Source organism: Streptomyces sp. NPDC005402, from assembly GCF_040606575.1.
Lineage (GTDB): Bacteria > Actinomycetota > Actinomycetes > Streptomycetales > Streptomycetaceae > Streptomyces.
Genome location: NZ_JBEXFB010000002.1, coordinates 250,807 through 276,376, shown reverse-complemented (window position 1 = coordinate 276,376; position 25,570 = coordinate 250,807). Strand labels below are relative to the sequence as shown.

The following is a 25,570-nucleotide window of genomic DNA, read 5'->3' as shown; positions in this document are numbered from 1 at the left end:
TCAATGGGGCGAACGTTCAAAGAACCTTCCGGTGCACGAGGGCCGACATGCACAGCACCCCGGGCAGCAGCGGCAGCCACACCGTCAGGACGCGGTAGCCGATGAGGGTCGCCGTGCCGACGCTCACCGGGACGCCGTAGACGGCGAGGGTGAAGACCATGGCCGCGTCCACCGGGCCGACGCCGCCGGGCGCGGGCACCGACCCGACCGCGCTGCTCGCGACGAGGTACGCGAACGCGACCTGCGCCCAGGACAGCGTCACCCCGAGCGAGGCGCCGACCGCGTGGATCACGCTCGCCTGGAGCAGCGGTGCGGCGGCCGCGCCGCCCCACAGGGCGAGGATCCGGCTGGGCATGGTGTGCAGACGGCGGGCGTCGGTCAGGGCGGTGCGCACGAACGTGGCCGCCGGGCGGCGCAGCGGGCGGACCAGGGTCAACAGCAGCAGCGTGCCGCCGAGTCCGAGTCCCGCGGCCACCAGGGGCAGGAACAGCATGCGCCGGTCCGGGACGAGATCGCCGAGCCGCAGCAATCCGGGCAGCGCGACCAGGAAGCCGACCAGGACGAGCGTCTTGGCGATCGGCCTGACCAGCGTGTACAGGGCGAGCGAGGCGGTGGCGCGGGCCAGCGGGATGCCCTGTCCCTGGAGGAAGCGCAGGGTCACGGCGTGGGCGCCGAGGCTCGCCGGCAGCACGTGGTTGGCGGCGCCGGCGGCGAACTGCGAGGCCACCAGAAGCCCCGACGGCAGCCGCTCGGGCAGCGCGCCCTGCCGTACGACGGAGGCGGAGATCCAGCCCAGGCAGGTGTAGCACAGCCCGACGAGCAGCCAGCCGGGATCGGCCGAGGCCAGCCGCGCGGTGCCGTCGTACAGGGCACGCCGGTCCAGGGCCGCCCATATGCCGATGAGCAGGAGGGGGAGCACGGTGAGCAGGTGGCGGGTCAGACGCGTCAGCGAGCGGCGGGAACCGGCGGGAGCGTGAGCCGGGGTGCCGGTCGGGAGCGGGGCGGGGGCGGCGGCGGGGAGCGGCCCCGGGGGACCTTCGAGCGGAAGCAGGGACACGGCGCACGTCGTCCTTTCGCGTCATGCCCCGTGCGGGACACGGGGCATGGCGGAGGCAAGGCGATGCAGAGGGGACGAGGGAAACGTTCCCGCTCGGTGTGACGTTCAAATGTCCGGCAGTCGAAGGAGCGCGGGCGGGTGGGCGACACGGGGTGCGGCGCAGGTGCCGGAAACCGGCCGCCCCGGCATCCTTTCGGGATGCCGGGGCGGTCAGGGGAACTACGGTCGCGACAGGGGGCTTCAGCTGATGAAGGAGCCCGGGGCGCAGGCGGTCGAAGCCACCCAGGTGTGCGACTCGATGGAGTTGTTCATGTTCACGTTGTTGGTGTAGTGGTTCCGGCTGAGGTCGTCCACGTACTTCTCGCCCGGCAGGAGGCAGCCGTACGAGGTGTCGTTGTAATCCGCGCGCCAGTAGAAGGCCACGACGTCCTTGCCGCCGACGAAACCGCTGTTCATGACGGACGAGGCGCGGTTCACGTCGTTGCCCTGGAAGGGGCCGAGGTTGTCGCCCCACTCGGGGTCGCGGGTGGGGGTGACGCCGAGGAGTTCGCCGCCGCAGTCGGTGCCGTCCCAGGCGCGGACGTTGCCGTCGCGGCCGTGCGCGTTCCAGTTGGCGTTGCAGCCGGGGCCCGCGTGGGCGGTGGCCGGGATGGCGATGCCGAGGGCCGCGAGGCCCAGGGTGGCGAGGGAGACGGTCAGCTTGCGCATGACGGGATTCCTGTTCTGCTTGCGCCTCGTGGGAGGCGTGGGTGGGTGGGGTGACGATCCGCGAGCGTCGTCGCGGGTTCCGTCCGTGACACGGGGTCACGGATGTCAGGGGCGGTGCGTCCCGGATCAGGTGCGGGCCGGGACGGTGCGCTCGGCGACGGCCAGGGCGTACCGCTGCATCCGCAGGTGGGCGTCGAGGGCGTGGCCGTACTTTCCGGCCAGTTCGCCGACGTAGTGGGCCTCCCGCCGCTCGCCGATCGCCCGCAGGGAGACGGCGCGGGCGCAGGTGGCGTCGGCCACCGCGATCCGGGTCTCGTTCGCGAAGGTCCTGGCCTCCTCGGCCCGGGTCTGCTCCGCGCTGTGCTCACGCGTGGACTGGCGTGCCGCGTCGGGGTCGGGGAAGGGGTGGCCCGCCTTGTTCATGCAGTGCGACCAGGCGCTCACCGCGCTCGTGAACTCCTTGTCGCGCAGCAGCTTGTCCACGTACAGGGGGCGCAGGTTTCTGACGCTCACGTCGGACCGGAACCACGCCGCCGGATCGGCGTACAGCATCTTCTCGGCCTGGCCGGCGCAGCCGCCGGACTGCTTGGAGATCGTGCCGCCGGACGGCGTCGGCGACTTCAGCACCACGGCTTCCCGGCCGCCGTCCATCGCGATGTCGAAGGCCTTCTGGCGTGAGCGGGAAAGGGACTTGCGGTAGGCGATGTTGGGGTTGCGCAGGCGGGCGCGGTCCTCCTGCGCCGCGATCCGGCTGCCGTAGCCGTGCCTGCGTGCCCAGCCGATGTCGTCCTGGACGTAGCCGACCGGCCGACTGTCCTCCAGGCTCAGCGGCTTTTCCTCCCAGAAGCGGAAACCCTTCTTCCTCATGCAGACCGTGATGAGGTGCTGCTCGGCGTCGGAGATCCGCAGGTCCTGGGCGTACGTGAGCTTCTGGCCGGCCTGGGCGGACTCGGCCCTCGCGGCCGGCGTGGTGCGGTGGGCCGCGTCGGTGTCCGCCGTGCAACCGGTCAGCACGAGCGAGGCCAGCGCGACGATCACGCCCACCGCGGCGGGCGCGCGTCGTGTGCTGCGTCCACTCGGTACCACCGTCCGGCGTGGGGCGTCGGCGCGCTTCATCGGCATGCTCCCGGGGCGAAGTCGAACTGGGTTGCTCTTACGTGCCGTTGACGCCCCGGAGGGCACGTCCGTATGACCCCCGGACCGCTGATTCTTTTCCTGTGCCGGGGGTCATACGAGGACGGTCCGCGATCCGTCTTCTCTGCCTGCCGGAGGCTTGCCGGGCGCCTGCCGGAGGCCTGCCGGGGGTCAGAACCGCGGGTGACACGGGACGTGCGGGAATCTTCGACACGAGAAATCTCGGGGGGCCCTCATACGAGCGGCCGGGCCCAGCCGTCCCTCAGGTGAGGGGTGTCTCTGTGTACCGTCGAAATCCGGCCAACCGCCGTCCGGGGGGAAGCCAGGAGGAAGGCTCTTGAACGCCGGGTGGCAGGCCCCTCCGAGGGGCCCAGCACGGTCGCCCACCAGCTCGATCCGGCCAGGTCCGCCCCGTTCCCGTCGTCCGTGGACACCCCCCGTCGATATCGTCGAACACGTATCCGTGGTGTGGGCGGTGTGGCGATCGGGGGACCATGCTCCAGGTACGTCTACTGGGTCCGGTGGAGGTGTGGGAGGGGAACCGACGGGCTCCGCTCGGCGGGGTCAGACCTCTCGCGGTCCTGTCCGCACTCGTCGTCCACCTGGGCGAGGTGCTCTCCACGGAACGGCTCGTGGACTGCGTCTGGGACGAGCAGGCGCCCGCCACCGCCAGCGCCCTCGTCGCCACCCATGTCTCCGCGGTACGCCGCGCCCTGGCCCGCGTCGGGGAGGCGGAGGTGATCCGTACCCGGCCACCGGGGTACGTCGCCGATCTCGACGCCTCCCAGGTCGACGCCCGCCGCTTCGAGGAACTGCTCATCTCCGGCCGGGCCGAGGCCGCCCGGGGCCGCGCGGACGAGGCCGCCGAGCTGCTCTCCGAGGCCCTCGGGCTGTGGCGCGGGCAGGACGCCCTCGAAGGGCTCGGCCAGTCGTTCGCCCGGATCGAGGCGGGCCGGCTGGCCGAACTGCGGCTGGTCGCCCAGGAGGAGTCCTTCGGCCTCCAGCTGGAGCTCGGCCGCCCGGACCGCACGATCGCGCCCCTGCTCGCACACGTCGCCGCCCACCCCCTCAGGGAACGGCCGCGCGGCCAGCTGATGACCGCCCTGTTCCGCACCGGACGCGTCTCCGACGCCCTGCGCACCTACCAGGAGGGCCGCGAGGTGCTGCGCGAGGAGCTGGGCATCGACGCCGGACCGGAACTGCGGGCCCTGCACAAGGCCGTCCTCACCAACGACCCCGCACTGCTGGGCACCGGCTCCCGCCCCCGCGACCCCGCACCGCCGGACGCCGGCTCCCGCCCCCCGGCCCGGCAGGCCGCCGCCACCAGGCAGGACCGGCAGCGCGGCACGGGTCGTACGGCGGCGCCGGGCACCGGACCGGGTACGTCGGCCCCGAGACCCGCCCCGTCCCATCTCCCCCCGGACATAGCCGACTTCGTCGGCCGGTCGGACCAGATCGACTGGGCCGTCTCCCTGCTGGGCCGGGTCGACGACCCCGGCCGCACCGCCCCGCCGATCGGGGTGATCTCCGGACGCTCCGGAACGGGCAAGACCGCGCTCGCCGTCCACGTAGGCCATCGCACCGCCGAACTCTTCCCCGACGGCCGCCTGTTCGTGGACCTGCGGGCCGCCGACACCGCCCCGCTGCAACCCGCCGACGCCCTCGCCCGGCTGCTGCGGGCCATGGGCGCCGAACCGGCGGCACTGCCGAGCTCCGTCGAGGAACTGACCGGGCTGTACCGCACGTACACCGGGCACCGCCGCATTCTGCTGATCCTCGACAACGCCGCCGGGGAGGCGCACGTACGGCCCCTGCTGCCGCCCGGTCCCGGCTCCGCGGTGCTCGTCACGAGCCGGCGTCGGCTGGTGGCCCTGGAAGGCGCGGCCCACCTCGATCTGACCGTCCCGGACGAGGAGGAGGCCCTGGAACTCCTCGGACGGGTCGCCGGAGCGGACCGCATCCGCGCGGAGCCGGAACAGACCGCCGAGATCGTCGCCCTGTGCGGGCGGCTGCCGCTCGCCGTGCGCATCGCCGGGGCACGGCTCGCGGCCCGGCCGCACTGGGTGCCCGGCCGGCTCGCCGCCCGCCTGCGGGACGAGCGGCTGCGGCTCAACGAACTGCGCGCCGGAGACCTGGAGTTGCGCACCAGCCTGGAACTGGGTTACGCCGACCTCGATCCGCAGGAACGGCGTGCCCTGCGCCGGCTGGCCCTGCTCGACCTGCCCGACTTCGCGGCCTGGATCGCCGCGCCGCTGCTCGACATCGGCACCGAGGAGGCCGAGGAGGCCGTCGAGCGGCTGGTGGACTGCCACTTCATCGACGTGATCGGCGTCGACGCCACGGGTCGCGGCCGCTACCGCATCCACGACCTGGCCCGTGAACACGCCCGCGAGCGCTGTCTGTCGGAGGAGAGCGCCGAGGAGCGGACGGCGGCCGTGCGGCGCCTTGTGGAGTGCTGGCTGGGGCTGGCCGAGAAGGCCGCCGCGCGGGGCCCCGGCGGCACGGCACGGTACTTCCCCGAACCGGCCGCGGTACGGCCCGTCGACCCGCTCGATCCGCAGGCCGAGGAGGAGCTCCTCGGGCGGCCCGCGGCCTGGTTCGCCGCCGAACAGGCCGGACTGCTGGCGGCGGTGGAGTACTGCGCCGACCACGGCATGGACCGCGCCGCCCGGGACCTGGCCGGCGCGCTGATCGCCAGCTCGGTCGCGCTGTACAACCAGTTCGACGCCTGGTCCCGCTCACACACCGCGGCCATGGCGGCGGTGCGGCGCAGCGGGGACGGCGAGGGCGAGGCGTGGCTGCTCACCGGTCTCGGTCAACTGCGCTACGAACAGGACGAGTTCGAGGAGTCCTACGCCTATTTCCGGGACGCCCTGCGGCTGTTCAAGGCCCATGACGACGTACCGGGGGCGGCCCAGGCCCTGCTCGGCATGGCCACCGCCCGGCGCGAACAGGCGTGCTATCCCGAGGCGCTGGAGCTGCTCGGCCGGGCGCTGGAGGGGTACGCGCGACTCGACGACCGCGGCGCCCGGGCCCGGGTCTTCTACGGCCTCGGCTACGTGTACCGGGAACAGGGCGACGACCCCGCCGCCCGCGAGGCCTTCGCGCAGGCCCTGGAGCTGTACCGGGCGGAGGACGACCGGCACGGCGAGGCGCTGGTCCTGCGCGCGGTGGCCCTGTGCCACCGGGCGGAAGGGGAGTACGCGGACGCCGAGCGGCTGCTGCGGGGCGTGCTGCGGGCCTTCGCCGGCCTCCACGACACCTTCGGCGTGATGTACACGGAACAGTCGCTGGCGAAGGTGGAGCTGCGCCTCGGCCTCCTGGACGCCTCGCGCGAACGGCTCGGGCGGTGTCTGGAGCTGGCCCGGGAGCGGCAGGACCGGTTCGGCGAGGCACTGGTGCTGCGGACGCTGGGGGAGTGGCATCTGGCCGCCGGTGACGCCGGGAGCGCACGGGACCCGTTGGAGCGGGCCCTGTCGCTCTGGGAGGCGTTGCGGCTTCCGCTGTGGCGGGCGCGGACGCTGTGGGATCTGGCGGTGGTCCGGGAGGCAGCCGGGGAGGTGGACGCGGCCGCCGGGGCCCGTGCCGAGGCGATGCGCGTGTTCCGGGAGTCGGGGGCGCGGGAGGCGCGGGACCGGGCGTAGCCGAGACGTGGGACCGGGCGGCGTAGCGGGGACGCGGGTGCCGTGAGGTCGCTGCAGAAGCCCCGGGCCGGCGCTTGCAGGCGATCTGCAGAGCAATTGCAGAGGACCCCGAGACGCTCTTCCCGTGACAGACATCATCACGCTCGCGGACCCCAGGGTTGCCGCGGTGACGCACGACGAGTGCGGGGAACCGCTCGTCGACCTGCGGGAGGACGGGCAGTTGCTCGTCGACTCCCGGCAGGCCGACGACGCGGGGAGCTACGCCCATCTCAGGGCCGGCGCGCTGCGGCGGCTCGTGCGGGCGCAGCGGCTGCTGCCCCCGGGGATCCGGTTGCTGGTGGTGGAGGGGTACCGGCCGCCCGACCTCCAGCGCCGGTATTTCGAGCAGTACGCGGCGACCATGCGGCAGGCTCACCCGGACGCGGCTCCCGAGCGGATCCGTGAGCTGGCGAGCGCGTACATCTCGCCGCCGGAGGTCGCCCCGCACGTCAGCGGCGGTGCGGTCGACCTCACCCTGTGCGACCACACGGGCCGCGAACTGCCGCTCGGCACCGAGGTCAACGCCACCCCGGAGGAGAGCGCGGGCGCCTGCCGCACCGACGCGCCCGGCATCGGCGCACAGGCGCGGGAGTACCGGGCCCTGCTGGGCCATGTGCTCACCGCGACCGGGTTCGTCAACTACCCGACCGAGTGGTGGCACTGGTCGTACGGCGACCGGTACTGGGCCCTGCTGCGCCGCGTACCGGCCGCCCGCTACGGCCCCGCCGACCCGCCCCGCCCTCCGGCCTGACCACCGGAGCGGGACGGCGCACGAGCGACCGCCGCGAGGAATCACCGCGAGGAATCACCGCAAGGGGGAAAGAAATGCACCACAGCCAGGCCACCTGTCCACCACCACCGCGCGACGCCGACAACCGGATGAGCCCGGGGGACTTCGACGCGTCCTTCACGGCCGACATGCCACGTCTGCGCAGACGGCTGCTCGCGCTGACGGGCAATCCGCACGACGCCGACGACCTGCTCCAGGAGACCTATCTGCGGCTCTCCCGGCGGGCCCGCTCCCAGAGCCTGACACGGCAGCAGCACCCGTACGCCTACACCTGCGCCGTCGCCCTCAACCTGCTGCGGGACTCCTGGCAGCACCCCTCCCGTCGCGAGCGCACCACGGACCAGCTGCCGGAAGCCGGCTGGGACGGCGGACTCGACTCCTACGAGGCCTCCGCCACGGCGATCGCGCTGCTCGGCATGCTCTCCGAGAAGGAGGCCGCCGCGGTGATCCTCGTGGACCTGGAGGGACTCACCCACGACACGGCCGGGGAACGCCTCGGCGCCCACCGCGGCACGGTCCAGCGCAACCGCCTGCGCGGCCTCGCCAAGATGCGCGCCGCCCTCCACCGCTGACCCGGGTGGCACACCTCCACGGGGGTGGGGTGTGCCACCCGGTTTTCCCACCGCGTCTCCCACCGGCGTCACGGCCATCACGCTGACGCCTCCTCGACGAAGGAAGAGTCCTTGAACACCATCAGCACGCGCCGTCGGACCAGCGGCGCGATCCTGGGCGCCTCGGCGCTGGCGCTCACCGCGTTCTTCTCCGCCCCGGCGCACGCCGCCCCGGCCGCCGCGGACGCCACCTGCGGTGTCCTCGCGCCCGGCGCCTCGGCCACCGCGCAGGCCGCCGTCGACGCGGCCTGTTCGCAGATCGGCGTCTGGTACAGCTGGGGCGGCGGCCACGCGGCCACGCCCGGTGCCAGCTACGGCTTCTACGACGGCTCCGACCCGGACAGCCTCCACGACGGCGAGCGCAAGGGCTTCGACTGCTCGGGCCTGATGCGGTACGCCTACTACCGGGCGACCGGCAAGGACCTGCTCAACGGCACGGCCGACGACCAGTTCCACAGCTCGCAGGCCTCCGCCCGGTTCTCCGCCGGGCAGGGCACCGCCCCGCTGCTGCCGGGTGACCTGATGTTCTGGGGCAACGGCCACATCCACCACGTCGCCATGTACCTGGGCGGCGGACAGATGGTCGAGGCCTACGAGTCGGGCACCCACATCAGGGTCACGTCCGTGCGCACCGGCGGCGACTACGCGGGCGCGATCCGCGTCAACGGCTCCGGCACCCCCGTCCCGCCGCCCGCCGACGGGGGCACGGTCTTCGAGACCTGGGGCACCGGCGTGCGTACGCACCGGTCGCCGAGCGTGGGCTCCGCCGTGGTCGACACCTTCGCCGGACCGACCCAGGTGTCCGTCCAGTGCCAGCAGCACGCGGAGACGGTGACCGCCGAGGGCTACACCAACGACGCCTGGGCGAAGCTCGCCGACGGCTCGTGGGTGACCAACATCTACATCAAGGGCCCGGCCTGGCTGCCCGGCATCCCGGACTGCGGCGGCAGCAGCACCCCGCCGCCCTCCGGCGGCAGCAAGGCGTTCCAGACCTGGGGCACCGGAGTGCGCACCCACAGCGAGCCCAACGTCAACGCCGGCGTGGTCGACTACTTCGCCCAGCCGACCACGGTCAACGTGGTCTGCCAGAAGCACGCCCAGGAGGTGACGGCCGACGGCTACACCAACGACGCCTGGTCGAAGCTGACCGACGGCTCGTGGCTGACCAACATCTACATCAAGGGCCCGGCCTGGCTGGACGGCGTGGCCACCTGCTGACGCGTCCCCTCCCGACGGGGCCGGCCGTGCACGGCCGGCCCCGACGGGCCCTCACCACCCCGTGAGCAACAGATGGTTGAGGAGCAGCGCCAGTACGGCCTGCCCGACCAGCCAGCCCCGCGCCCCCGTCACAAAGGCGCACGCGGGCAGCAGCCACGCGGCGAACGGCAGCCAGATCCGCTCGGTCTCCGCCTTGCTCATCCCGGACAGGTCGGCGAGGAGAAGGGCGAGGAGAGCACTGAGCACCAGCAGGCAGAGCCGGAGATCGCCACGGTCCGACCACTGGCTCCAGGGGCGCGGGGATCCGCGCGACCGGCCCCCGCCGTGCCGCAGCCGAAGGACAGCCCTCCGCACCCCCGCCACCGTCGCCGGCCCCACGATCAGCACCGTGCACGCGAGGTTCGCCCACACCCAGTACCCGTACGGCCGCACCCCGCCCGCGCCCTGGTGGTACCGCGTCACCAGCAGCCGGTACGCCTCCCACCAGTCGAACCCCGCCACGGTGAACAGGGCCGGCACGACCACGAAACCGGCCAGGGCGAACACCAGGGGCCGACGGGAGGAGCCCCGGCCCAGCAGCAGCACCGCCCCCGCGACGACGGCCATGAGTGTGAGGCCGTACGACAGATAGACGGTCAGCCCGAACAGCAGCCCCGAGCAGAGGCCGTACAGCGTCGGCCGCGGCCCCCGCACCGCGAGGGCGAGCAGGGCCACCGCCCACGCGGCCACCGCCGCGAAGTACCCGTCGGCCGACGTGCCCACCCAGACCGCGGCCGGGGCCAGGACCAGGAAGGGCGCGGCGCGGCGGGCGAGCGACTCGTCGGCAAGGGCCCGTACGGCGACCAGGACCGCCACCGCCGCGGTCGTGCCGACGGTGATGCACCAGGTCCCCGCCCAGCCCCCGCCGCCGAGCCCGACCCGGTCGAGCAGGACGAAGGTGAGGGTCGCGCCCGGGGGATGCCCGGCGACATGGGCGCCCCAGTTGTCCGGCGAGTCGATCAGGATGTGCCGGGTGAAGTCCCGCAGCGCCGCCGGGATGTCGTGGAAGTGACCGACGGCCCGCAGATACTCGTTCCTGGTGGTGAGCTGCTCGGCGACACCCCGGTGCCAGCCGTCCACGAGGGCCAGGGACCAGGTCCAGGCCATGCCCGCGCCCCAGACGGCGAGCAGCAGCGGGCGCCAGGTGAGCCGCGCGGCGAGCGAGGGGCCGTACGCCACCACGAGGGCCGCGACGATCACCGCGGCCGGGGTGCCGGGGCCCACATGTGGATCCCAACTCGCCAGCAGGGGCGGCCAGTCGACGTGCAGGGAGCCGTTCCGGTGCTGGATCGCCCTGCCGACCAGTACGGCGGCCGACACGAGCAGCGCGGCGCACACGGCCGCGTACAGGTCACGAAGGAGGTCCCGGTTCACCCGGACGACGCTAGGCCGCACGATCGCCTCCGGACGGCTGACATGCGACGACGTCAGACTTTCGTCATGGTTCGCGGGCCGGTTTCCAAGGTGGCGCGGGCCTACCGTCTGGGCATGGCACGGTCTCCCTTCGCACCTTCCTTCTGGCGCAGCCCGCTGCGCGGCCCCTGGCTCACCTCGGTCCTCGGGGTCGTGCTCCTCGGCGGCATCACGCTGCTGTTCGTGACGGGCCTGCTGTCGTACGCCGCCTACAACCCGGGTCTGTCGCCGGTGAACGACAAGACCCCGGACAAGGGAATCCTCGGCTTCTACCTCTTCTCCTGGCCGACCGACCCGCACTGGCTGTACCGCCTGAACCAGGGTGTCCACGTCACCCTCGGCATCACCCTGATCCCCGTCCTGCTGGCCAAGCTGTGGTCGGTGGTGCCGAAGCTGTTCACGCTGCCGCCCGCGCGCTCGCTCGCGCACGCCCTGGAGCGGCTCTCGCTGCTGCTGCTGGTCGGCGGTGCCCTGTTCGAGTTCGTGACCGGGGTGCTCAACGTCCAGCTGGACTACGTCTTCCCGGGCTCCTTCTACCCGCTGCACTTCTACGGGGCGTGGGTGTTCTTCACCGCGTTCGTCGCCCATGCCGTGCTGAAGACGCCGCTCGCGCTCCGCAATCTCCGCCGACTCCGGGAACGTCCGGAACCACGGGAGGAGCGGACCGGGTCGGTGTCACCGGACCCGGTCGAGCCGACGGTGTCGCGGCGCGGGGCGCTCTGGTTCGTCGGCGGCGGGTCGCTGCTGCTGTTCGTCACCACGGCCGGGCAGAACTTCGACGGCGTCCTGCGCCGGACCGCCCTCCTCGCCCCGCACGGCGGCGCCGAGCCCGGGGCCGGGCCGGGCGGCTTCCAGATCAACAAGACCGCCGCGTACGCGGGGATCGACCCGGCGGAGACGGGTGAGGAGGCGTGGCGGCTGGTCGTCACGGGCCGTGACGGCCGTACCGTTCGCCTCGCTCGCGCCGATCTCCTCCACCTCCCGTTGCACAGCTCCGCGTTGCCCATCGCCTGTGTGGAGGGCTGGTCGACCTCCGACCAGTGGTGGCGCGGGGTGCGGCTGCGGGACCTCGCGGCGCTCGTCGGGTACGAGGACGATCCGCCGGACCTCTTCGTGGAGTCGCTGCAACGGCACGGCGCCTTCCGGCGGGCCGCCCTGCGCGCCAACCAGGTCGCCGACCCGCGGTCCCTGCTCGCCCTGTTCGTCAACGGCGAGGACCTGACCCCCGACCACGGCCACCCGGCCCGGATCATCGTGCCCGCGGCGCCCGGTGTGCTCAACACCAAGTGGGTGGCGCGGCTGACCTTCGGAGACCTGTGATGCGGATCCCTCTCGGCAGCCCTCTCCAACTCCTGCTGCTCGTCTGCTCGTTCGCCCTCGCCGGTTATGCGGGGGTGCGGCTGCTGGCGGGGGACCTGTTCGGGGTCGCGCTGTGGTTCGTGGGCGCGGCCGTTCTCCATGACCTGGTGCTGCTGCCGCTGTACGCGGCGGCGGACCGGGCGCTGGTGAGGACGGCGGGGCGGCACGTCCTGTACGTCCGGGTCCCCGCCGCCCTCTCCCTGCTGCTCCTGCTCGTGTGGTTCCCGCTGATCAGCGGGCAGGTCGCGGACCGCTACGCCTCGGCGACCGGCCTGTCCCCGGACGGCTTCCTCGCCCGCTGGCTGCTGGTGACGGCCGCGCTCTTCGGCGGTTCGGCCGTCGTCCTCGTCGTACGGCGGCGCAGGGCGACGAAGGAACGGCCGCCCGCCGTCCACTGATCCACGGGCGTCCAGCCGGTGCGGGCCGCGTGCCGCAGCAGGGCGGGGGTGCCGAGCCGGGCCCACGGGAACGGGCTCCCGACGGCGCCACGGGCGTCGGTGACATGCACCTGGACCCGCTCGTCGAGGTCCGGGCCGGTGACCGTCTCGGCGATCAACAGGCCGCCGGGCTTGAGGAGTCGCGCCGTCCGGTCGAGCAGGGCCGGTGGGTCGCCGCCGATGCCGACGTTGCCGTCGATCAGCAGCGCGGTGCCCCAACGGCCCTCGCCGGGCAGGGACTCGAAGACGGACCTCAGCAGGGCCTGCCCGCCGAGCGCGACGGTCCGCGCGACGGCCGCCTCGCTCACGTCGATGCCGAGGACCCGCCGGCCACGGGCCCCGAGCGCGGCGACGAGCCGCCCCGGACCGCAGCCGACGTCCAGCACCGCACCCTCGCAGCGCCGCAGCACCTCCAGGTCCGCGGCATCCGCGGCGGCGCACCAACGCTCCAGTTCGAGCGGGAGCAGCCATCCGTCGGAGCGACGCAGGTAGAGAGGCCCCCGGCCGGTGCGGAGGGCCCGGGTGTAGGGGTCGGCGGACCAGGTGCCGTCGTCGCGGGTGCCGTCCGTCGCATGCCTGTCGACCCCGGCGTCCGCGCCCGAGGTGGGTCGGCGGGGCTCGCGCCGTGTGGTGGTCGGACCGGTGTTCCGCTGGTGCCCGATCCCGTCCGTCCCCGGCCGTGGGCTGTCGGCATCGCCGCGTGGGAGAGGTTCGCCCGCCTCGGGCCCGGCGGCCCCCGTCTCGCCGTCCGGCCGCACGGGTGCCGTGTCCGTGGTGGGCCGTGTCGCGACGCCGGCCCGCGGCCCCCTCACCGCACCACCTCCGTGAGCCGTGCCAGCTGCGCCGCGAACCGTCCGCCCGGCGCCGCCCGCGCGACCAGTTCCGCGTCGGACGCGGTGTCCACGTCCCGCAGCGGCGGCAGCTCCCGCACCCGCAGTCCGGTCAGCCGGGCGCGCTGGGCCGCGCCGGTGTGGGGCGTCGACATGGGGACTCCGCGCAGCCGGGACGGGTCCGGTTCCGCCAGACCCAGTGCCCAGAAGCCGCCGTCCTCGGCGGGCCCGAAGTACGCGTCGCAGTCGGCGAAGTCCACCGTGAGCAGCTCCGGAGTCACCTGGGGCGTGTCCATGCCGATGAGCAGGGCCGGGCCGTCGCAGCCCGCGAAGGCCGCGGCCAGCCGTTCGTCGAGACCACCCGCGCACTGCCGTACGACCTCGAATCCCGGTGGCAGCCAGGGGCCGGGTGCGCCCTCCAGGACCAGGACGCGGCGCCGGGCCGGGGTGCGGGCCACGACGTCGAGGGTGTCCGCGAGGGATGCCTCGGCCAGCGCGGCAGCCTCCGTGGGAGTGAACGGCGGGGTGAGCCGGGTCTTCACCCGCCCCGGCCTCGGCTCCTTGGCGATGACGAGCAGCGTGGTCACGCGCGCACCTCCGCCTCGTTCAGGACGTGGCTCATGTCCCGCACCGCCTGCCAGGTGCCCCGCCAGGTGCCCGTCACCTTGGAGGCGCCGGTGCGCGGGTGGTACGGCACGTCGTGCTCGGCGATCCGCCAGCCCGCGTCGGCCGCCCGCACCACCATCTGCAGGGGGTAGCCGCTGCGCCGGTCCGTGAGGCCGAGGGCGAGCAGCGGCTCGCGCCGGGCGGCCCGCAGCGGCCCCAGGTCGTGCAGCCGCAGCCCGGTGCGGCGGCGCAGCAGCCGGACCAGCGCGAGGTTGCCCGCCCGGGCGTGCGGCGGCCAGGCACCGCGGGCCTGCGGGCGACGCCGGCCGAGCACGAGGTCCGCCTCGCCTGCCAGCACCTCGTCCACGAACGGCACCAGGTCCGAGGGGTCCAGCGAGGCGTCGCAGTCGCAGAAGCACACGATGTCGGCGGTGGCGGCGGTCAGCCCCGCATGGCAGGCGGCGCCGAAACCGCGCCGCTCCTCGCGGACCACGGTCGCGCCGAGGGCGTGGGCGATGCGGGCGGAGCCGTCCGTGGAGCCGTTGTCGACGACGAGCGCGCGCCAGCCGGGCGGGATGCGTTCCAGCACCCATGGCAGGGCCCCGGCCTCGTCCAGACAGGGCAGCACGACGTCGACGGACGCCGCGGGTTCGTTCACTGAGGGGGTCGTCACAGCTTTCACCCTACGAATGTGAACCGGGCAAACCGGACACCGGCTCCTTACGAAACAAGGACGTCGGCGGCCGTCGGCGGCACATTCGCGCGCGCGGTGCGAGGCTGGCGGCATGGAGCAGCAGCAGTACGCACAGACCCGGCCCCGGGTCCTCGTCGTCGACGACGACCCCACCGTCGCCGAGGTGGTCTCCGGCTACCTGGACCGGGCCGGATACCTGGTCGACCGGGCCGCCGACGGCCCCGACGCACTCGCCCGCGCCGCAGCCCACCGCCCGGACCTCGTCGTCCTCGACCTGATGCTGCCCGGCATGGACGGCCTGGAGGTGTGCCGCCGGATGCGGGGCCGCGGGCCCGTCCCGGTCATCATGCTCACCGCCCGCGGCGACGAGGACGACCGCATCCTGGGCCTGGAGGTCGGCGCCGACGACTACGTCACCAAGCCCTTCAGCCCCCGCGAACTGGTCCTGCGCGTCGAGTCCGTGCTGCGCCGCTCCCGGCCCGCCCAGCAGGCCGGCCACCTGGGCGCCGCCGGTCTCTCGCTGGACCCGGCGGCCCGCCGCGCCCTCAAGAACGGCACCGAACTCGCCCTCACCATCCGGGAGTTCGACCTCCTCGCCTTTTTCCTGCTCCATCCCGGCCGGGTCTTCAGCCGCGAGGACCTGATGCGCGAGGTGTGGGGCTGGGACTTCGGTGACCTGTCGACCGTCACCGTCCATGTGCGGCGGCTCCGCGGCAAGGTCGAGGACGACCCGGCCCGGCCCCGACTGATCCAGACCGTATGGGGCGTCGGCTACCGCTTCGACGGCTCACCGACGGAGGTGTGACCCGTGCGCGACACCCTCCTCATCGCCCTCTACGCCTTCCTCGGCGCCGTCGCCGCCGGTCTCCTCGGCGCCTGGGTGCTGCTGCTGATCCGGCGCCGCTCGCTCTCCCTGCACCTCACCGTGGTCGCCGCCGTCGGTGTCACCGCGATGCTGGCCGGGACCCTCGCGGTCGCGCAGGCCATGTTCCTGTCCGGGCACGACCTGAGGGTCGTCACGACCGTCGTCCTGATGGCCGCCGTGGTCTCGCTGGCCACCGCCCTGCTGCTCGGCCGCTGGGTCAGCGCCCGCAGCCGGGCCCTCGCGCTCGCCGCCCGCTCCTTCGGCGACGGCGGCGACTTCACCTCGCCCGGCGGCCCCACCACCGCCGAACTCAACGACCTCAGCCGCGAGTTGGAGGCCACCAGCGCCAAACTCGCCGAGTCCCGGGAGCGCGAACGCGCCCTGGAGTCCTCCCGGCGTGAACTCGTCGCCTGGATCTCCCACGACCTGCGCACCCCGCTCGCCGGGCTGCGCGCGATGTCCGAGGCCCTGGAGGACGGCGTCGCCGCCGACCCCGCCCGCTATCTGAGGCAGATCCGCACCGAGGTCGAACGCCTCAACGACATGGTCGGCGACCTCTTCGAACTGTCCCGTATCCACGCGGGGGCGCTGGCGCTGAGCCCGAGCCGGATCTCCCTGTACGACCTCGTCTCGGACGCGCTGGCGGGCGCCGACCCACTGGCCCGCGAGCACGGCGTACGGCTGGTCGGCGACCGCGTGGCGGCCGTGCCGGTCGAGGTGGACGGCAAGGAGATGAGCCGTGTGTTGGGCAACCTCCTCGTCAACGCCATCCGCCGCACCCCCGCCGACGGCACGGTCGCGGTGGCCGCCGAGCGTCGTGCCGAGGGTGTCGTCGTGTCCGTCACGGACGGCTGCGGAGGCATCCCCGAGGAGGACCTGCCCCGCGTCTTCGACACCGGCTGGCGCGGCACGCACGCCCGAACACCCCCCGCCGGGGCGGGACTCGGCCTCGCGATCGTCCGGGGCATCGTGGAGGCCCACGCGGGCCGGGCCACCGTACGCAATGTGCCCGGCGGCTGCCGCTTCGAGGTGGTGCTGCCGACGGCGGCCCTCTGAACAGGCCGCCTGCGAGAAAAAAAGGGTGGTACCGCCCGCGGCCGCTTTCTTTCACGGGCGGCACCACCGGTCCAAGTGGGCTTACGCGTCCCGCATCCCGGCGCCCGCGAACTCCCGCATCCCCTCGGTGAATCCGACCTTCGCCTTCCACCCCAGCTCCGCCCGCAGCCGCGCCGAGTCCGCCGTGATGTGCCGTACGTCCCCGAGGCGGTACTCCCCGGTGACCACCGGTTCGGGACCGCCGTACGCCTCGGCCAGCGCGTGGGCCATCTCGCCGACCGTGTGCGGCTCGCCGCTGCCCGTGTTGTACGAGGTGAGCGCGCCCGTGGGTGAACTCGCCTCCAGCGCCGCCACGTTGGCCGCCGCCACGTCCCGTACGTGGACGAAGTCCCGGCGCTGACCGCCGTCCTCGAAGACGCGCGGGGCCTCGCCGCGGGCGAGCGCGGAGCGGAAGAAGGAGGCGACGCCGGCGTACGGGGTGTCGCGGGGCATGCCCGGCCCGTACACGTTGTGGTAGCGCAACGCCACCGCCGAACCGCCCGTGGCCCGCGCCCAGGACGCCGCCAGGTGCTCCTGGGTGAGCTTGGTCGTGGCGTACACGTTCCGCGGGTCGACCGGCGCGTCCTCGCCGACGAGACCGGGCGAGAGGTCCGCGCCGCACCGCGGGCACGGCGGTTCGAAGCGCCCCGCGTCCAGGTCGGTGACGGCACGTGGACCCGGCCGTACGGCCCCGTGCCGGGCGCAGGTGTAGCGGCCCTCGCCGTACACCACCATCGACCCGGCGAGCACCAGCCGCCGCACCCCGAGTTCGGCCATCGCGGCGAGCAGGACCGCCGTACCGAGGTCGTTGTGGGAGACGTAGTCGGGGGCGTCCGCGAAGTCCACGCCCAGCCCGACCATCGCGGCCTGATGGCACACCGCGTCCACTCCGGTCAGGGCGCGGCGGACGGCGTCGGGATCGCGTACGTCGGACGCCGGGTCGGCCCGGACGTCGTACAGGAGGGGCTCGTGGCCGTGTGCCAGGAGCGCCTCGACGATCTGTGACCCGATGAAACCGGCACCGCCGGTGACCAGTACGCGCATGCCCTCACGCTAGGGGCGCGACCGGCCCGGACGGCCGTGCCGCGCTCGCACGTCACGGCTTCGTAAGACTCAGCGGGAGCGACACCGTGAAGACCGTCGAGCCGGGCTCGCTGCGGAGCTCGATCGTGCCGCCGTGCGCCCGGACCAGGGAGCTCGCCACCGCGAGGCCCAGTCCGCTGCCGCCCCGGTCCCGGCTGCGGGCCTTGTCGACGCGGTAGAAGCGGTCGAAGACCCGCTCCTGGTCGGCGGGCGGGACACCGGGGCCCGCGTCCGCGATGCGCACCTGGGCCTGCCCGTCCCGCACCCGCGCGCCGACCGACACCTCCGTGCCCGCCGGGGTGTGCACGGCCGCGTTGGTGAGGAGGTTGTCGAGGACCTGGCGGACGCGTTGCGGGTCGAGGCGCAGCTTCAGTGCCTGCGGGCCCTCCTCGAAGGACAGCGGATGGTCCGGGTGGCTCGCGCGGAAGGCGTCGGCCGCGTGCTCCACCAGTTCCACCAGATCCACCTCGACGGGCCTGAGCGGGGTCTCCACCTCCGCCGCGTCAAGGCGCGCGAGCAGCAGCAGGTCGTCCAGGAGGAACCCCATCCGGGCGGCCTCGGCGCGCAGCCTCGCCAGGTGCTTGTCGCGTTCCTCGGGGGCGTTGGCGGCCGCGTACTGGAAGAGGTCCGCGTAGCCCCGTACCGACATCAAAGGCGTGCGCAGCTCGTGCGAGGCGTCCGCGACGAACCGGCGCAGCCGCTGCTCGGCCTCCGCGCGGACCGCGAGCGAGTCGTCGATGTGCTCCAGCATGGTGTTGAACGCCGTCCGCAGCTCCTCGACCTCCGGACCGCCGCCCCGCTTGTCGGCGCGCAGCGGCAGCCGGGACGCCGTCTCGGTGAGGTCGTGCAGGGCGATGCCGTGCGCGGTGGACGCCATGTCGCTCAGCGGCTTCAGACCGCGCCGCAGCAGCTTGCGGCCGACCACCACGAGCGCCAGCAGGGCCAGCCCGAACGCGATCACCTGGACGGTGATCAGCCGCCGTACGGTGTCGTCGATGTCCTCCAACGGCGCTGCGCTGACCAGGACCACCCCCGGCTCGACCTCGCAGGCGCGCAGCCGGTAGTCGCCGACGCCGCTGAGGTGCGTGGTGCTCAGGAGTTCGGTGTGCGCAGCGGTCTGCGCCCCGGCCAGGGCGGTGAAGTCGTCGACGTCCTGCGGCAGGTCACCGGGGTCCTCGGGCTTGCGGAGCTCGGGGGAGCCGTCGGAGACGTCGTACACGGCGTAGAACCAGCTGTAGTACTTCTTGCCCGAGAGCGTGCCGTAGTCCGCGATGCTCTTGGACTGGGCGATCTGGGCCTGCGCCAGCTGGGTGTCGAGCTGGGCCGAGAGATAGTCCCGCATGTACGTGGTCAGCGCGGTGCCCACGACCGCGAACACCACGAGGGCCAGTGCCCCGAGCCCCAGCGCGAGGCGGGTACCGAGCCGCATCCGCCGGTACGCCGACCGCACCCGGCCGGACAACGACCTCATTCCGCCGCCTGCCGGATGACGTACCCGAAGCCCCGCACGGTGTGGATCAGTGGTTCGCCCGTGTCGTCCAGCTTGCGGCGCAGCCGGCTGACGACCAGCTCGACGACGTTGGAGCGGCCGCCGAAGCCGTACTCCCACACGTGGTCGAGGATCTGCGCCTTGGTGAGCACGGTCGGCGACTTGCGCATCAGGTACCGGAGCACTTCGTACTCGGTCGGGGTGAGCGTGAGCAGTTTGTCGCCGCGCCGCACCTCGCGGGTGTCCTCGTCCATCGTGAGGTCCGCGACCCGCAGCACCGAGCGCTGGAAGCCGGGCCCGGCGCTGCGCCGCAGCACGGTCCGCAGCCGGGCCATCAGCTCCTCCACCGCGAACGGCTTGACCAGGTAGTCGTCCCCGCCCCGGGTCAGCCCCGCGACCCGGTCGGCGACCGCGTCCCGGGCTGTGAGGAACACCACGGGCACCATCGTGCCCGAGCGCCGCAGGCGGTCCAGGACACCGAAGCCGTCGAGGTCGGGCAGCATCAGGTCGAGCACCACGATGTCCGGACGGAACTCGGCGGCGCGGCTGAGCGCCTCCTCACCGGAGTTGGCGGTGACCGCCTCCCAGCCCTCGTAGCGGGCGACCGTCGCCACGAGATCGGCGATCGGCGGGTCGTCGTCCACGACGAGGAGTCGTACTTTTTCCACCCGCTCATAGTGCTGCACAGCGCCCGGAAAGCCAGAGCGGGGTGGGGCCCGCACACACATCGATAAGCTCTTGAAAGTTGTACGACAGCTGATCGACAGCTCCGGCCGGAGAAGCTCGATTGTCCACCCGGTTATCCAGAGGCCCCGACCAAGGAGCTACGACCCGTGACGACCGTCCAATCGCCCCCTGCGCCCCCCACGGCGATCAAACGCCCCAGGGTGGTGGCCCGCACCGGGCTCTACGCCGTGCTGGCCGCCAACGCGGCCGTGGTCGCCTGGTTCTTCGCCCAGGCGGGCTTCGCCTCCAACGCGCTCATCGTGCTCGGCCGCCTCACCGGTCTGTACGCCGCGCTCGTGATGGCCTTCCAGCTGGTCCTGGTGGCCCGTCTGCCCTGGCTCGACCGCCGCATCGGCATGGACCGGCTCACCTCGTGGCACCGCTGGACCGGCTTCGGCCTCCTGTGGACGCTCCTCGCCCACGTCGTCTTCATCTCCTTCGGCTACGCCCAGGGGACGGACGTCGGCCCCATCGGCGAGATCGTCGACCTCGCCGAGACCACCGAGGGCGTGCTCCGCGCCGTCGTCGCGTTCTTCCTGATCCTCGTGATCGGCGCGGTCTCGGCCCGCTACGCCCGGCGCCGCCTCGCCTACGAGACCTGGCACTTCATCCACCTGTACACCTACGTCGCCGTGGTGCTGGCCTTCACCCACCAGGTCTCCGTCGGCACCACCTTCACGTCCTCGTCCGCCGCCACCGCCTATTGGTACGGCGTCTGGGGTGTGGCCCTCGGCTCGGTCGTCCTGGGCCGCGCGGTGCTCCCGCTGTGGCGCAACTGGCGCCACCAGTTCCGGGTCACGGCCGTCGTCCCCGAGAGCGACAACGTCGTCTCGATCTACATCAGCGGCAAGGACCTCGACCAACTGCCCGCCCGCGCCGGACAGTTCTTCCTGTGGCGGTTCCTGACCGCCGACCGCTGGTGGCAGGCCAACCCCTTCTCGCTGTCCGCCGCCCCCGACGGCCGGACCCTGCGCCTGACCGCCAAGGCGGTCGGCGAGGGCAGCGCCGCCCTGCGGCACGTCAAGGTCGGCACCCGCGTCTTCGCCGAGGGCCCCTACGGCGCCTTCACCGCCCTGCACCGCACCCGCGCCGAGTCGGTCCTGATCGCCGGGGGCGTCGGCGTCACCCCCATCCGGGCCCTCCTGGAGGAGGTGCACGGCCACACCGTCGTCATCTACCGGGTCGGCTCCGACCGGGACGCCGTCCTCTACGACGAGCTGCGCGACCTCGCGCTCACCAAGGGCGCCGAACTCCACCTGGTCACCGGCCCGCCGGTGCCCGACAGGCTGGCGGCTTCCGAACTGGCGCGTCTCGTGCCCGACATCGCCGACCGGGACGTCTTCCTGTGCGGACCGCCCCCGATGATGAACGCGGTCCTGGGCAGCCTGCGCGAGCTGGACGTGCCCAAGCCGCAGATCCACTTCGAGCGCTTCAGCCTGGCGGGATGAGGAACTGACCGTGAAACGAGCCATCCCTGTCGTCGTCCTGAGCATCGCGGGCCTGGTCCCCGTGTGGCTCTACCAGCCGTCGGCCGACTCCTCCACCGTCCAGGCCACCACGCCGGCGCCCTCTTCCTCTTCGTCGTCTTCCGGGGCATCCGGCGCTTCCGGTACGAACGTCGTCACGAGCTCGACGATCGACACCGAGAAGGGCCTGGTCCAGCTCCAGGTCACCTTCGACGGTACGAAGATCACCACCGTGAAGATGCTCCAGCAGCCCGATCACCCGCAGACCGAGGCCGCCGTGCCGAAGCTGGTCGCGGAGACCCTGGAGGCGCAGAGCGCGGACATCGACACGGTGTCCGGTGCGACGATCACCAGTGAGGCGTACAAAAAGTCCCTCCAGGCCACGATCGACGACAACGCGAAGACGGCGTCGGCCCCGCCCTCGGCGTCCGCTTCCGAGGCGTCTTCCCGGACCGTTGACGGTTCGGCCCTCAGCACGGAGAAGGGCCCCGTGCAGGTCCAGGCGACCTTCGTCGGTACGAAGATCACCGCGGTGAGGATGCTCCAGCAGCCGAACCACCCGCAGACCGAGGCCGCCGTGCCGAAGCTGGTCGCGGAGACCCTGGAGGCGCAGAGCGCGGACATCGACACGGTGTCCGGAGCGACCATCACCAGTGACGCCTACAAGGAGTCCCTCCAGGCCGCGATAGACGCGAAGGGCTGATCATTCCGATGCACCGCGTCGAACACGTCATGGGCTTCCCCGTCTCGCTCCGGGTCGACGACGAGCACCTCCCCGAGTCCGCGGCGGACGCGGTCTTCGCGTGGCTGCGCGAGGTGGACGCCCGGTTCAGTCCGTTCAAGGAGGACAGCGAGGTGTCGCGCTACGACCGGGGCGAGCTGTCCGCCGCCGGCCTGAGCGCGGACCTGCGCGAGATCCTCGACCTGTGCGAGCACTACCGGGTCGCCACCGGCGGCGCCTTCGACGTACGGCTGCCCGGTCGCCGTCTCGACCCCTGCGCGGTGGTCAAGGGCTGGTCGGTGCAGCGGGCGGCGGAGTTGCTGACAGCGGCCGGCGCGACCCGGTTCGTCCTCAACGCCGGCGGTGACGTGGTCACCGCGGGCGGCCCCTGGCGGGTGGGCGTACGGCACCCCGAACACGCCGACAAGCTGTGCACGGTGCTGTCGCTCACCGACGGCGCGGTGGCCACCTCCGCCCGCTACGAGCGCGGCGACCACATCCTCGACGCCCGCACCGGCCGCCCGGCGACGGGTCTGCTCAGCCTCACGGTCGTGGCGGCGACGCTGACGGAGGCCGACTCGGTCGCCACGGCGGCCTTCGCAATGGGCCCCGAGGGCGTCGACTGGGCGGCCTCCCTCGTCGGCTGCGAGGTGTTCGCGGTGGACGCGGAACGACGGGTGCTGCGCACGCCCGGCTTCCCGGCCGTCAACGACGGATCCGCGGCCGCCTGACCGGACAGGAACGAGGGCGGTGGGGCGAGGGTCGTCATGGCACGTGCTCCAGGTCTGCGAGCGGTGGTGGTGATGACCCTCGGGCCCCGTGCCGGGCGACTCCTGTGGCTTCGCTGAACGACCGATGAGGATCAGGGAACTCACAGGACGCCCGCACCCGTTTCGCCCGGTATGCCAAGGACCGGAGGTCGGGACGCCGTTCGAATGCCTGCAACACAAGCGGTCTAGACTCTGCCGGACGGCCTGCTGGACCGGCCGAATACGGACCACCTCTGCCAGACCCGAAGGGTATTCGGCGCTTTGATACGGATAGATTCAGTCACCAAGCGGTACCCGGACGGCACGGTGGCGGTCGACCGGCTCTCGTTGGAGATTCCCGACCGTTCGATCACGGTCCTCGTCGGTCCCTCGGGCTGCGGCAAGACGACGACCCTGCGCATGATCAACCGGATGGTCGAGCCCAGCGAGGGGACCATCCTGATCGACGGCAAGGACAGCCGCCAGCAGCCGGTCAACACGCTGCGCCGGTCCATGGGTTACGTCATCCAGAACGCCGGGCTCTTCCAGCACCGCACGATCGTCGACAACATCGCCACCGTGCCCCGGCTCTTGGGCTGGGGCAAGGAGAAGGCGCGGGCCCGGGCCCGGGAGCTGATGGAGCGGGTCGGGCTCGACGGCTCCCTCGCCAAGCGCTACCCCTACCAGCTGTCCGGCGGACAGCAGCAGCGCGTCGGCGTGGCGCGGGCGCTCGCCGCCGATCCGCCGGTGCTGCTGATGGACGAGCCCTTCTCGGCCGTCGACCCCGTCGTCCGCAAGGGCCTCCAGGACGAACTCCTGCGCATCCAGGACGAGTTGGGCAAGACCATCGTCTTCGTCACCCATGACATCGACGAGGCCGTCAAGATCGGCACGATGGTCGCCGTGATGCGGACCGGCGGCAAGCTCGCCCAGTACGCGCCGCCCGCCGAGCTGCTCTCCAGCCCCGCCGACGCGTTCGTCGAGGACTTCCTCGGCACCGACCGGGGCATCCGGCGGCTCTCCTTCTTCCCCTCCGCGGGACTGCGGCTGCTCACCGGCCCGGTCGTCGCGGCCGACGCCACCGCCGAGCAGATCGCCGCCCGCGGCACGGCCGACGCGCCCTACCTCCTCGTCACGGACGTGGACGGCAGGCCCCTCGGCTGGACCGAGCCGGGGGACCTGACCGCGGGCGGTGTCGACACGGCTCGACTGCTGCCGTACGGGCGGCCGTTCGTCGCCGGTACCGACTCGCTGCGGGCCGCGCTGGACTGTGCCGTGCTCTCGCCCACCGGGTGGGCCGTCGGTGTCGACGCCGACGGGCGGGTGGCCGGGGTGGTCTCCCAGCAGGCCATCGGCGAGGCGATCCGCGGGGCACACGCCGAGGGCCGTTCGGACGCCAAGGTCACTCCATGAGCGGCTTCTTCGACATTCCGAGCGACCTCCAGCACAGCTGGCTCGGGCTGATCGGGCTGCACCTCAGGGAAGCCCTGCTGCCGGTCCTCGCCGGGCTGCTGATCGCCCTGCCGCTGTCCCAGCTGTGCGTGCGCTTCCGGTGGCTGTACCCGCCCGTGCTGTGGGTGACGACCGTGCTGTACGCGATCCCGTCGCTGGCCTTCTTCGTCATCCTCATCGACTACACCGGCCAGACCGAACTCACGGTGATGATCCCGCTCACCGTCTACACGCTCGTCATCCTGGTCCCGGCGATCGTCGACGGCGTCCGCTCGGTGCCGCAGGAGACCCTCGCGGCCGCGACGGCCATGGGCTTCGGCCCGGTACGCCGTTACGTCCAGGTCCAGTTGCCGATCGCCGTGCCCGCCATCATCGCCGGGCTGCGGGTGGCGACCGTGTCGAGCATCTCCCTCGTCAGCGTCGGCGCGCTCATCGGCAACCAGGGAGCGCTCGGCAACCTCATCAACGACGCGAACATCTACAACCGGCCCGAACTCGCCGTGAACGCCGTGGTGACCATGGCGGTCCTCGCGATCCTCGCCGACGGGCTGCTGGTCGTCGTACGACTGCTTCTGACGCCGTGGATGCCGAGCGGCGCGCGTGCGCGGCGCACGGACCGGCCCGAACCGGAGGTCGCCGCCCGGTGAACATCCTGAACTTCATCAACGCCTTCTTCAGCGACAGCGCACACTGGCAGGGCTACGACGGCATTCCCACGAGGCTGGGGGAGCACGTCCAGTACACCTTGGAGGCCCTCGCCATCGCCGCGGCGATCGGGCTGCCCGTGGGGCTCGTCACCGGGCACTTCGGCCGGGGCGGCAACGCGTTGGCCTTCATCGCCGTCGCCGGGCGGGCTCTGCCCACCTTCGGTCTGCTGGTGCTGATGACCCTGTCGCTGGGGTTCGGGCTGATCAACGTGATGATCCCGCTGGTCGTGCTCGCCGTACCGCCGATCCTGGTCACCACCTACGAGGCGATGCGATCGGTGGATCCCGCCCCGGTGGACGCGGCCCGGGGAATGGGCATGCACGAGGTGGAGGTGCTTTTCCGGGTCGAACTGCCGGTCGCCCTTCCGCTGATCCTCGGCGGGCTGCGGTCGGCGGCCATCCAGATCGTGTCGACGGCCACGATCGCCGCGTACGTCTCCTTGGGCGGGCTCGGCCGGTACATCGTGGACGGGCTGTATCAGCGCAACTACGAGAAGGTGGTGGGCGGGGCCGCACTGGTGGCGTTGATGGCGCTCGTCACGCTCGCGCTGTTCTGGGGGATCACCCGGCTCACCGTGTCGCGCGGGGTGCTCAGGAGCAACTAGGCGAAGGGCCGGGGGAGTTCCGATCCCCCCCCG

The 25,570-nt window shown here is 72.8% G+C and carries 23 protein-coding genes and 1 pseudogene; 14 read left to right on the top strand and 10 right to left on the bottom strand.

Annotated features, from left to right (window positions below):
• Positions 1-16: 16 nt before the first annotated feature.
• The 3 genes from ABZT02_RS04415 to ABZT02_RS04405 form a co-directional block, all read right to left on the bottom strand.
• Positions 17-1,057 carry a lysylphosphatidylglycerol synthase transmembrane domain-containing protein gene (locus ABZT02_RS04415; protein ID WP_356014089.1) on the bottom strand — a complete coding sequence of 347 codons (1,041 nt, stop codon included), beginning with the start codon at positions 1,055-1,057 and terminating at the stop codon, positions 17-19.
• Positions 1,058-1,297: 240 nt separating this feature from the next.
• Positions 1,298-1,765 carry a hypothetical protein gene (locus tag ABZT02_RS04410; RefSeq protein WP_356014087.1) on the bottom strand — a complete coding sequence of 156 codons (468 nt, stop codon included), beginning with the start codon at positions 1,763-1,765 and terminating at the stop codon, positions 1,298-1,300.
• A gap of 126 nt (positions 1,766-1,891) precedes the next feature.
• Positions 1,892-2,881 carry a hypothetical protein gene (locus ABZT02_RS04405; RefSeq protein ID WP_356014085.1) on the bottom strand — a complete coding sequence of 330 codons (990 nt, stop codon included), beginning with the start codon at positions 2,879-2,881 and terminating at the stop codon, positions 1,892-1,894.
• 512 nt (positions 2,882-3,393) lie between these two features.
• Here ABZT02_RS04405 and ABZT02_RS04400 point away from each other — a divergent pair.
• From ABZT02_RS04400 to ABZT02_RS04385, 4 genes are all read left to right on the top strand, one after another.
• The gene (locus ABZT02_RS04400) at positions 3,394-6,543 is read left to right on the top strand and encodes a BTAD domain-containing putative transcriptional regulator (RefSeq protein WP_356014083.1); all 3,150 of its coding nucleotides are present in this window, start codon (positions 3,394-3,396) and stop codon (positions 6,541-6,543) included.
• A 124-nt stretch (positions 6,544-6,667) separates the two neighbouring features.
• Positions 6,668-7,333 carry a M15 family metallopeptidase gene (locus tag ABZT02_RS04395; protein WP_356014081.1) on the top strand — a complete coding sequence of 222 codons (666 nt, stop codon included), beginning with the start codon at positions 6,668-6,670 and terminating at the stop codon, positions 7,331-7,333.
• 74 nt (positions 7,334-7,407) lie between these two features.
• Positions 7,408-7,944 carry an RNA polymerase sigma factor gene (locus tag ABZT02_RS04390; protein ID WP_356014079.1) on the top strand — a complete coding sequence of 179 codons (537 nt, stop codon included), beginning with the start codon at positions 7,408-7,410 and terminating at the stop codon, positions 7,942-7,944.
• A gap of 111 nt (positions 7,945-8,055) precedes the next feature.
• The gene (locus ABZT02_RS04385) at positions 8,056-9,201 is read left to right on the top strand and encodes an NlpC/P60 family protein (RefSeq protein WP_356014078.1); all 1,146 of its coding nucleotides are present in this window, start codon (positions 8,056-8,058) and stop codon (positions 9,199-9,201) included.
• A 51-nt stretch (positions 9,202-9,252) separates the two neighbouring features.
• On the opposite strand, the gene ABZT02_RS04380 is transcribed toward ABZT02_RS04385, so the two are convergent.
• Positions 9,253-10,614, bottom strand: a complete 1,362-nt coding sequence (locus ABZT02_RS04380; RefSeq protein WP_356014076.1) for a hypothetical protein — start codon at positions 10,612-10,614, stop codon at positions 9,253-9,255.
• 114 nt (positions 10,615-10,728) lie between these two features.
• On the opposite strand from ABZT02_RS04380, the gene ABZT02_RS04375 reads away from it, so the two are divergent.
• Together ABZT02_RS04375 and ABZT02_RS04370 are read left to right on the top strand one after the other, a co-directional pair.
• Positions 10,729-11,973, top strand: a complete 1,245-nt coding sequence (locus tag ABZT02_RS04375; RefSeq protein WP_356014074.1) for a molybdopterin-dependent oxidoreductase — start codon at positions 10,729-10,731, stop codon at positions 11,971-11,973.
• Positions 11,973-12,410 (top strand): hypothetical protein, encoded by a 438-nt coding sequence (locus tag ABZT02_RS04370; RefSeq protein WP_356014073.1) that lies wholly within the window; start codon positions 11,973-11,975, stop codon positions 12,408-12,410. Before ABZT02_RS04375 ends, ABZT02_RS04370 begins: the two co-directional genes overlap by 1 nt.
• A gap of 182 nt (positions 12,411-12,592) precedes the next feature.
• On the opposite strand, the pseudogene ABZT02_RS04365 reads toward ABZT02_RS04370, so the two are convergent.
• The 3 genes and pseudogenes from ABZT02_RS04365 to ABZT02_RS04355 all read right to left on the bottom strand — a co-directional run.
• Positions 12,593-12,835 (bottom strand): annotated as a pseudogene (locus ABZT02_RS04365) (methyltransferase domain-containing protein); the annotation flags it as partial.
• A 422-nt stretch (positions 12,836-13,257) separates the two neighbouring features.
• Positions 13,258-13,866, bottom strand: a complete 609-nt coding sequence (locus tag ABZT02_RS04360) for a DUF2064 domain-containing protein (protein WP_356014071.1) — start codon at positions 13,864-13,866, stop codon at positions 13,258-13,260.
• Entirely contained in the window at positions 13,863-14,567 is a 705-nt protein-coding gene (locus ABZT02_RS04355; protein ID WP_356014069.1) for a glycosyltransferase family 2 protein, read from the bottom strand. The genes ABZT02_RS04360 and ABZT02_RS04355 overlap by 4 nt, the downstream gene beginning before the upstream one ends.
• A gap of 103 nt (positions 14,568-14,670) precedes the next feature.
• Here ABZT02_RS04355 and ABZT02_RS04350 point away from each other — a divergent pair, with 103 nt between their 5' ends.
• Both ABZT02_RS04350 and ABZT02_RS04345 read left to right on the top strand, forming a co-directional pair.
• Positions 14,671-15,384, top strand: coding sequence for a response regulator transcription factor (locus ABZT02_RS04350; protein WP_356014067.1), 714 nt, complete (start codon positions 14,671-14,673; stop codon positions 15,382-15,384).
• Positions 15,385-15,387: 3 nt separating this feature from the next.
• Positions 15,388-16,500: a HAMP domain-containing sensor histidine kinase gene (locus tag ABZT02_RS04345; protein ID WP_356014065.1), complete on the top strand. Its 1,113-nt coding sequence runs from the start codon at positions 15,388-15,390 to the stop codon at positions 16,498-16,500.
• Between the two features lie 81 nt (positions 16,501-16,581).
• Here ABZT02_RS04345 and ABZT02_RS04340 read toward each other — a convergent pair whose 3' ends face one another.
• The 3 genes from ABZT02_RS04340 to ABZT02_RS04330 are packed head-to-tail and all read right to left on the bottom strand — an operon-like array spanning position 16,582 to position 19,779.
• Positions 16,582-17,583, bottom strand: coding sequence for an NAD-dependent epimerase/dehydratase family protein (locus tag ABZT02_RS04340; RefSeq protein ID WP_356014063.1), 1,002 nt, complete (start codon positions 17,581-17,583; stop codon positions 16,582-16,584).
• A gap of 52 nt (positions 17,584-17,635) precedes the next feature.
• The gene (locus tag ABZT02_RS04335; protein ID WP_356014580.1) at positions 17,636-19,084 is read right to left on the bottom strand and encodes a HAMP domain-containing sensor histidine kinase; all 1,449 of its coding nucleotides are present in this window, start codon (positions 19,082-19,084) and stop codon (positions 17,636-17,638) included.
• A 5-nt stretch (positions 19,085-19,089) separates the two neighbouring features.
• A complete protein-coding gene (locus ABZT02_RS04330) occupies positions 19,090-19,779 on the bottom strand; it encodes a response regulator transcription factor (protein WP_329268591.1) in 690 nt (229 codons plus the stop codon).
• Positions 19,780-19,944: 165 nt separating this feature from the next.
• Between ABZT02_RS04330 and ABZT02_RS04325 the strand changes: the two genes are divergently transcribed.
• The 6 genes from ABZT02_RS04325 (at position 19,945) to ABZT02_RS04300 (ending at position 25,537) form a co-directional block, all read left to right on the top strand.
• Positions 19,945-21,285 carry a ferredoxin reductase family protein gene (locus ABZT02_RS04325; RefSeq protein WP_356014062.1) on the top strand — a complete coding sequence of 447 codons (1,341 nt, stop codon included), beginning with the start codon at positions 19,945-19,947 and terminating at the stop codon, positions 21,283-21,285.
• A 10-nt stretch (positions 21,286-21,295) separates the two neighbouring features.
• Entirely contained in the window at positions 21,296-22,006 is a 711-nt protein-coding gene (locus tag ABZT02_RS04320; protein WP_356014060.1) for an FMN-binding protein, read from the top strand.
• An 8-nt stretch (positions 22,007-22,014) separates the two neighbouring features.
• Positions 22,015-22,755: an FAD:protein FMN transferase gene (locus tag ABZT02_RS04315; RefSeq protein WP_356014058.1), complete on the top strand. Its 741-nt coding sequence runs from the start codon at positions 22,015-22,017 to the stop codon at positions 22,753-22,755.
• Positions 22,756-23,055: 300 nt separating this feature from the next.
• Positions 23,056-24,186: an ABC transporter ATP-binding protein gene (locus tag ABZT02_RS04310; RefSeq protein ID WP_356014056.1), complete on the top strand. Its 1,131-nt coding sequence runs from the start codon at positions 23,056-23,058 to the stop codon at positions 24,184-24,186.
• Positions 24,183-24,872 carry an ABC transporter permease subunit gene (locus ABZT02_RS04305; protein WP_356014054.1) on the top strand — a complete coding sequence of 230 codons (690 nt, stop codon included), beginning with the start codon at positions 24,183-24,185 and terminating at the stop codon, positions 24,870-24,872. The genes ABZT02_RS04310 and ABZT02_RS04305 overlap by 4 nt, the downstream gene beginning before the upstream one ends.
• Complete coding sequence (locus ABZT02_RS04300) at positions 24,869-25,537, top strand: ABC transporter permease (RefSeq protein ID WP_356014052.1); 669 nt, start codon at positions 24,869-24,871, stop codon at positions 25,535-25,537. Before ABZT02_RS04305 ends, ABZT02_RS04300 begins: the two co-directional genes overlap by 4 nt.
• The last annotated feature ends 33 nt before the right edge of the window (positions 25,538-25,570 follow it).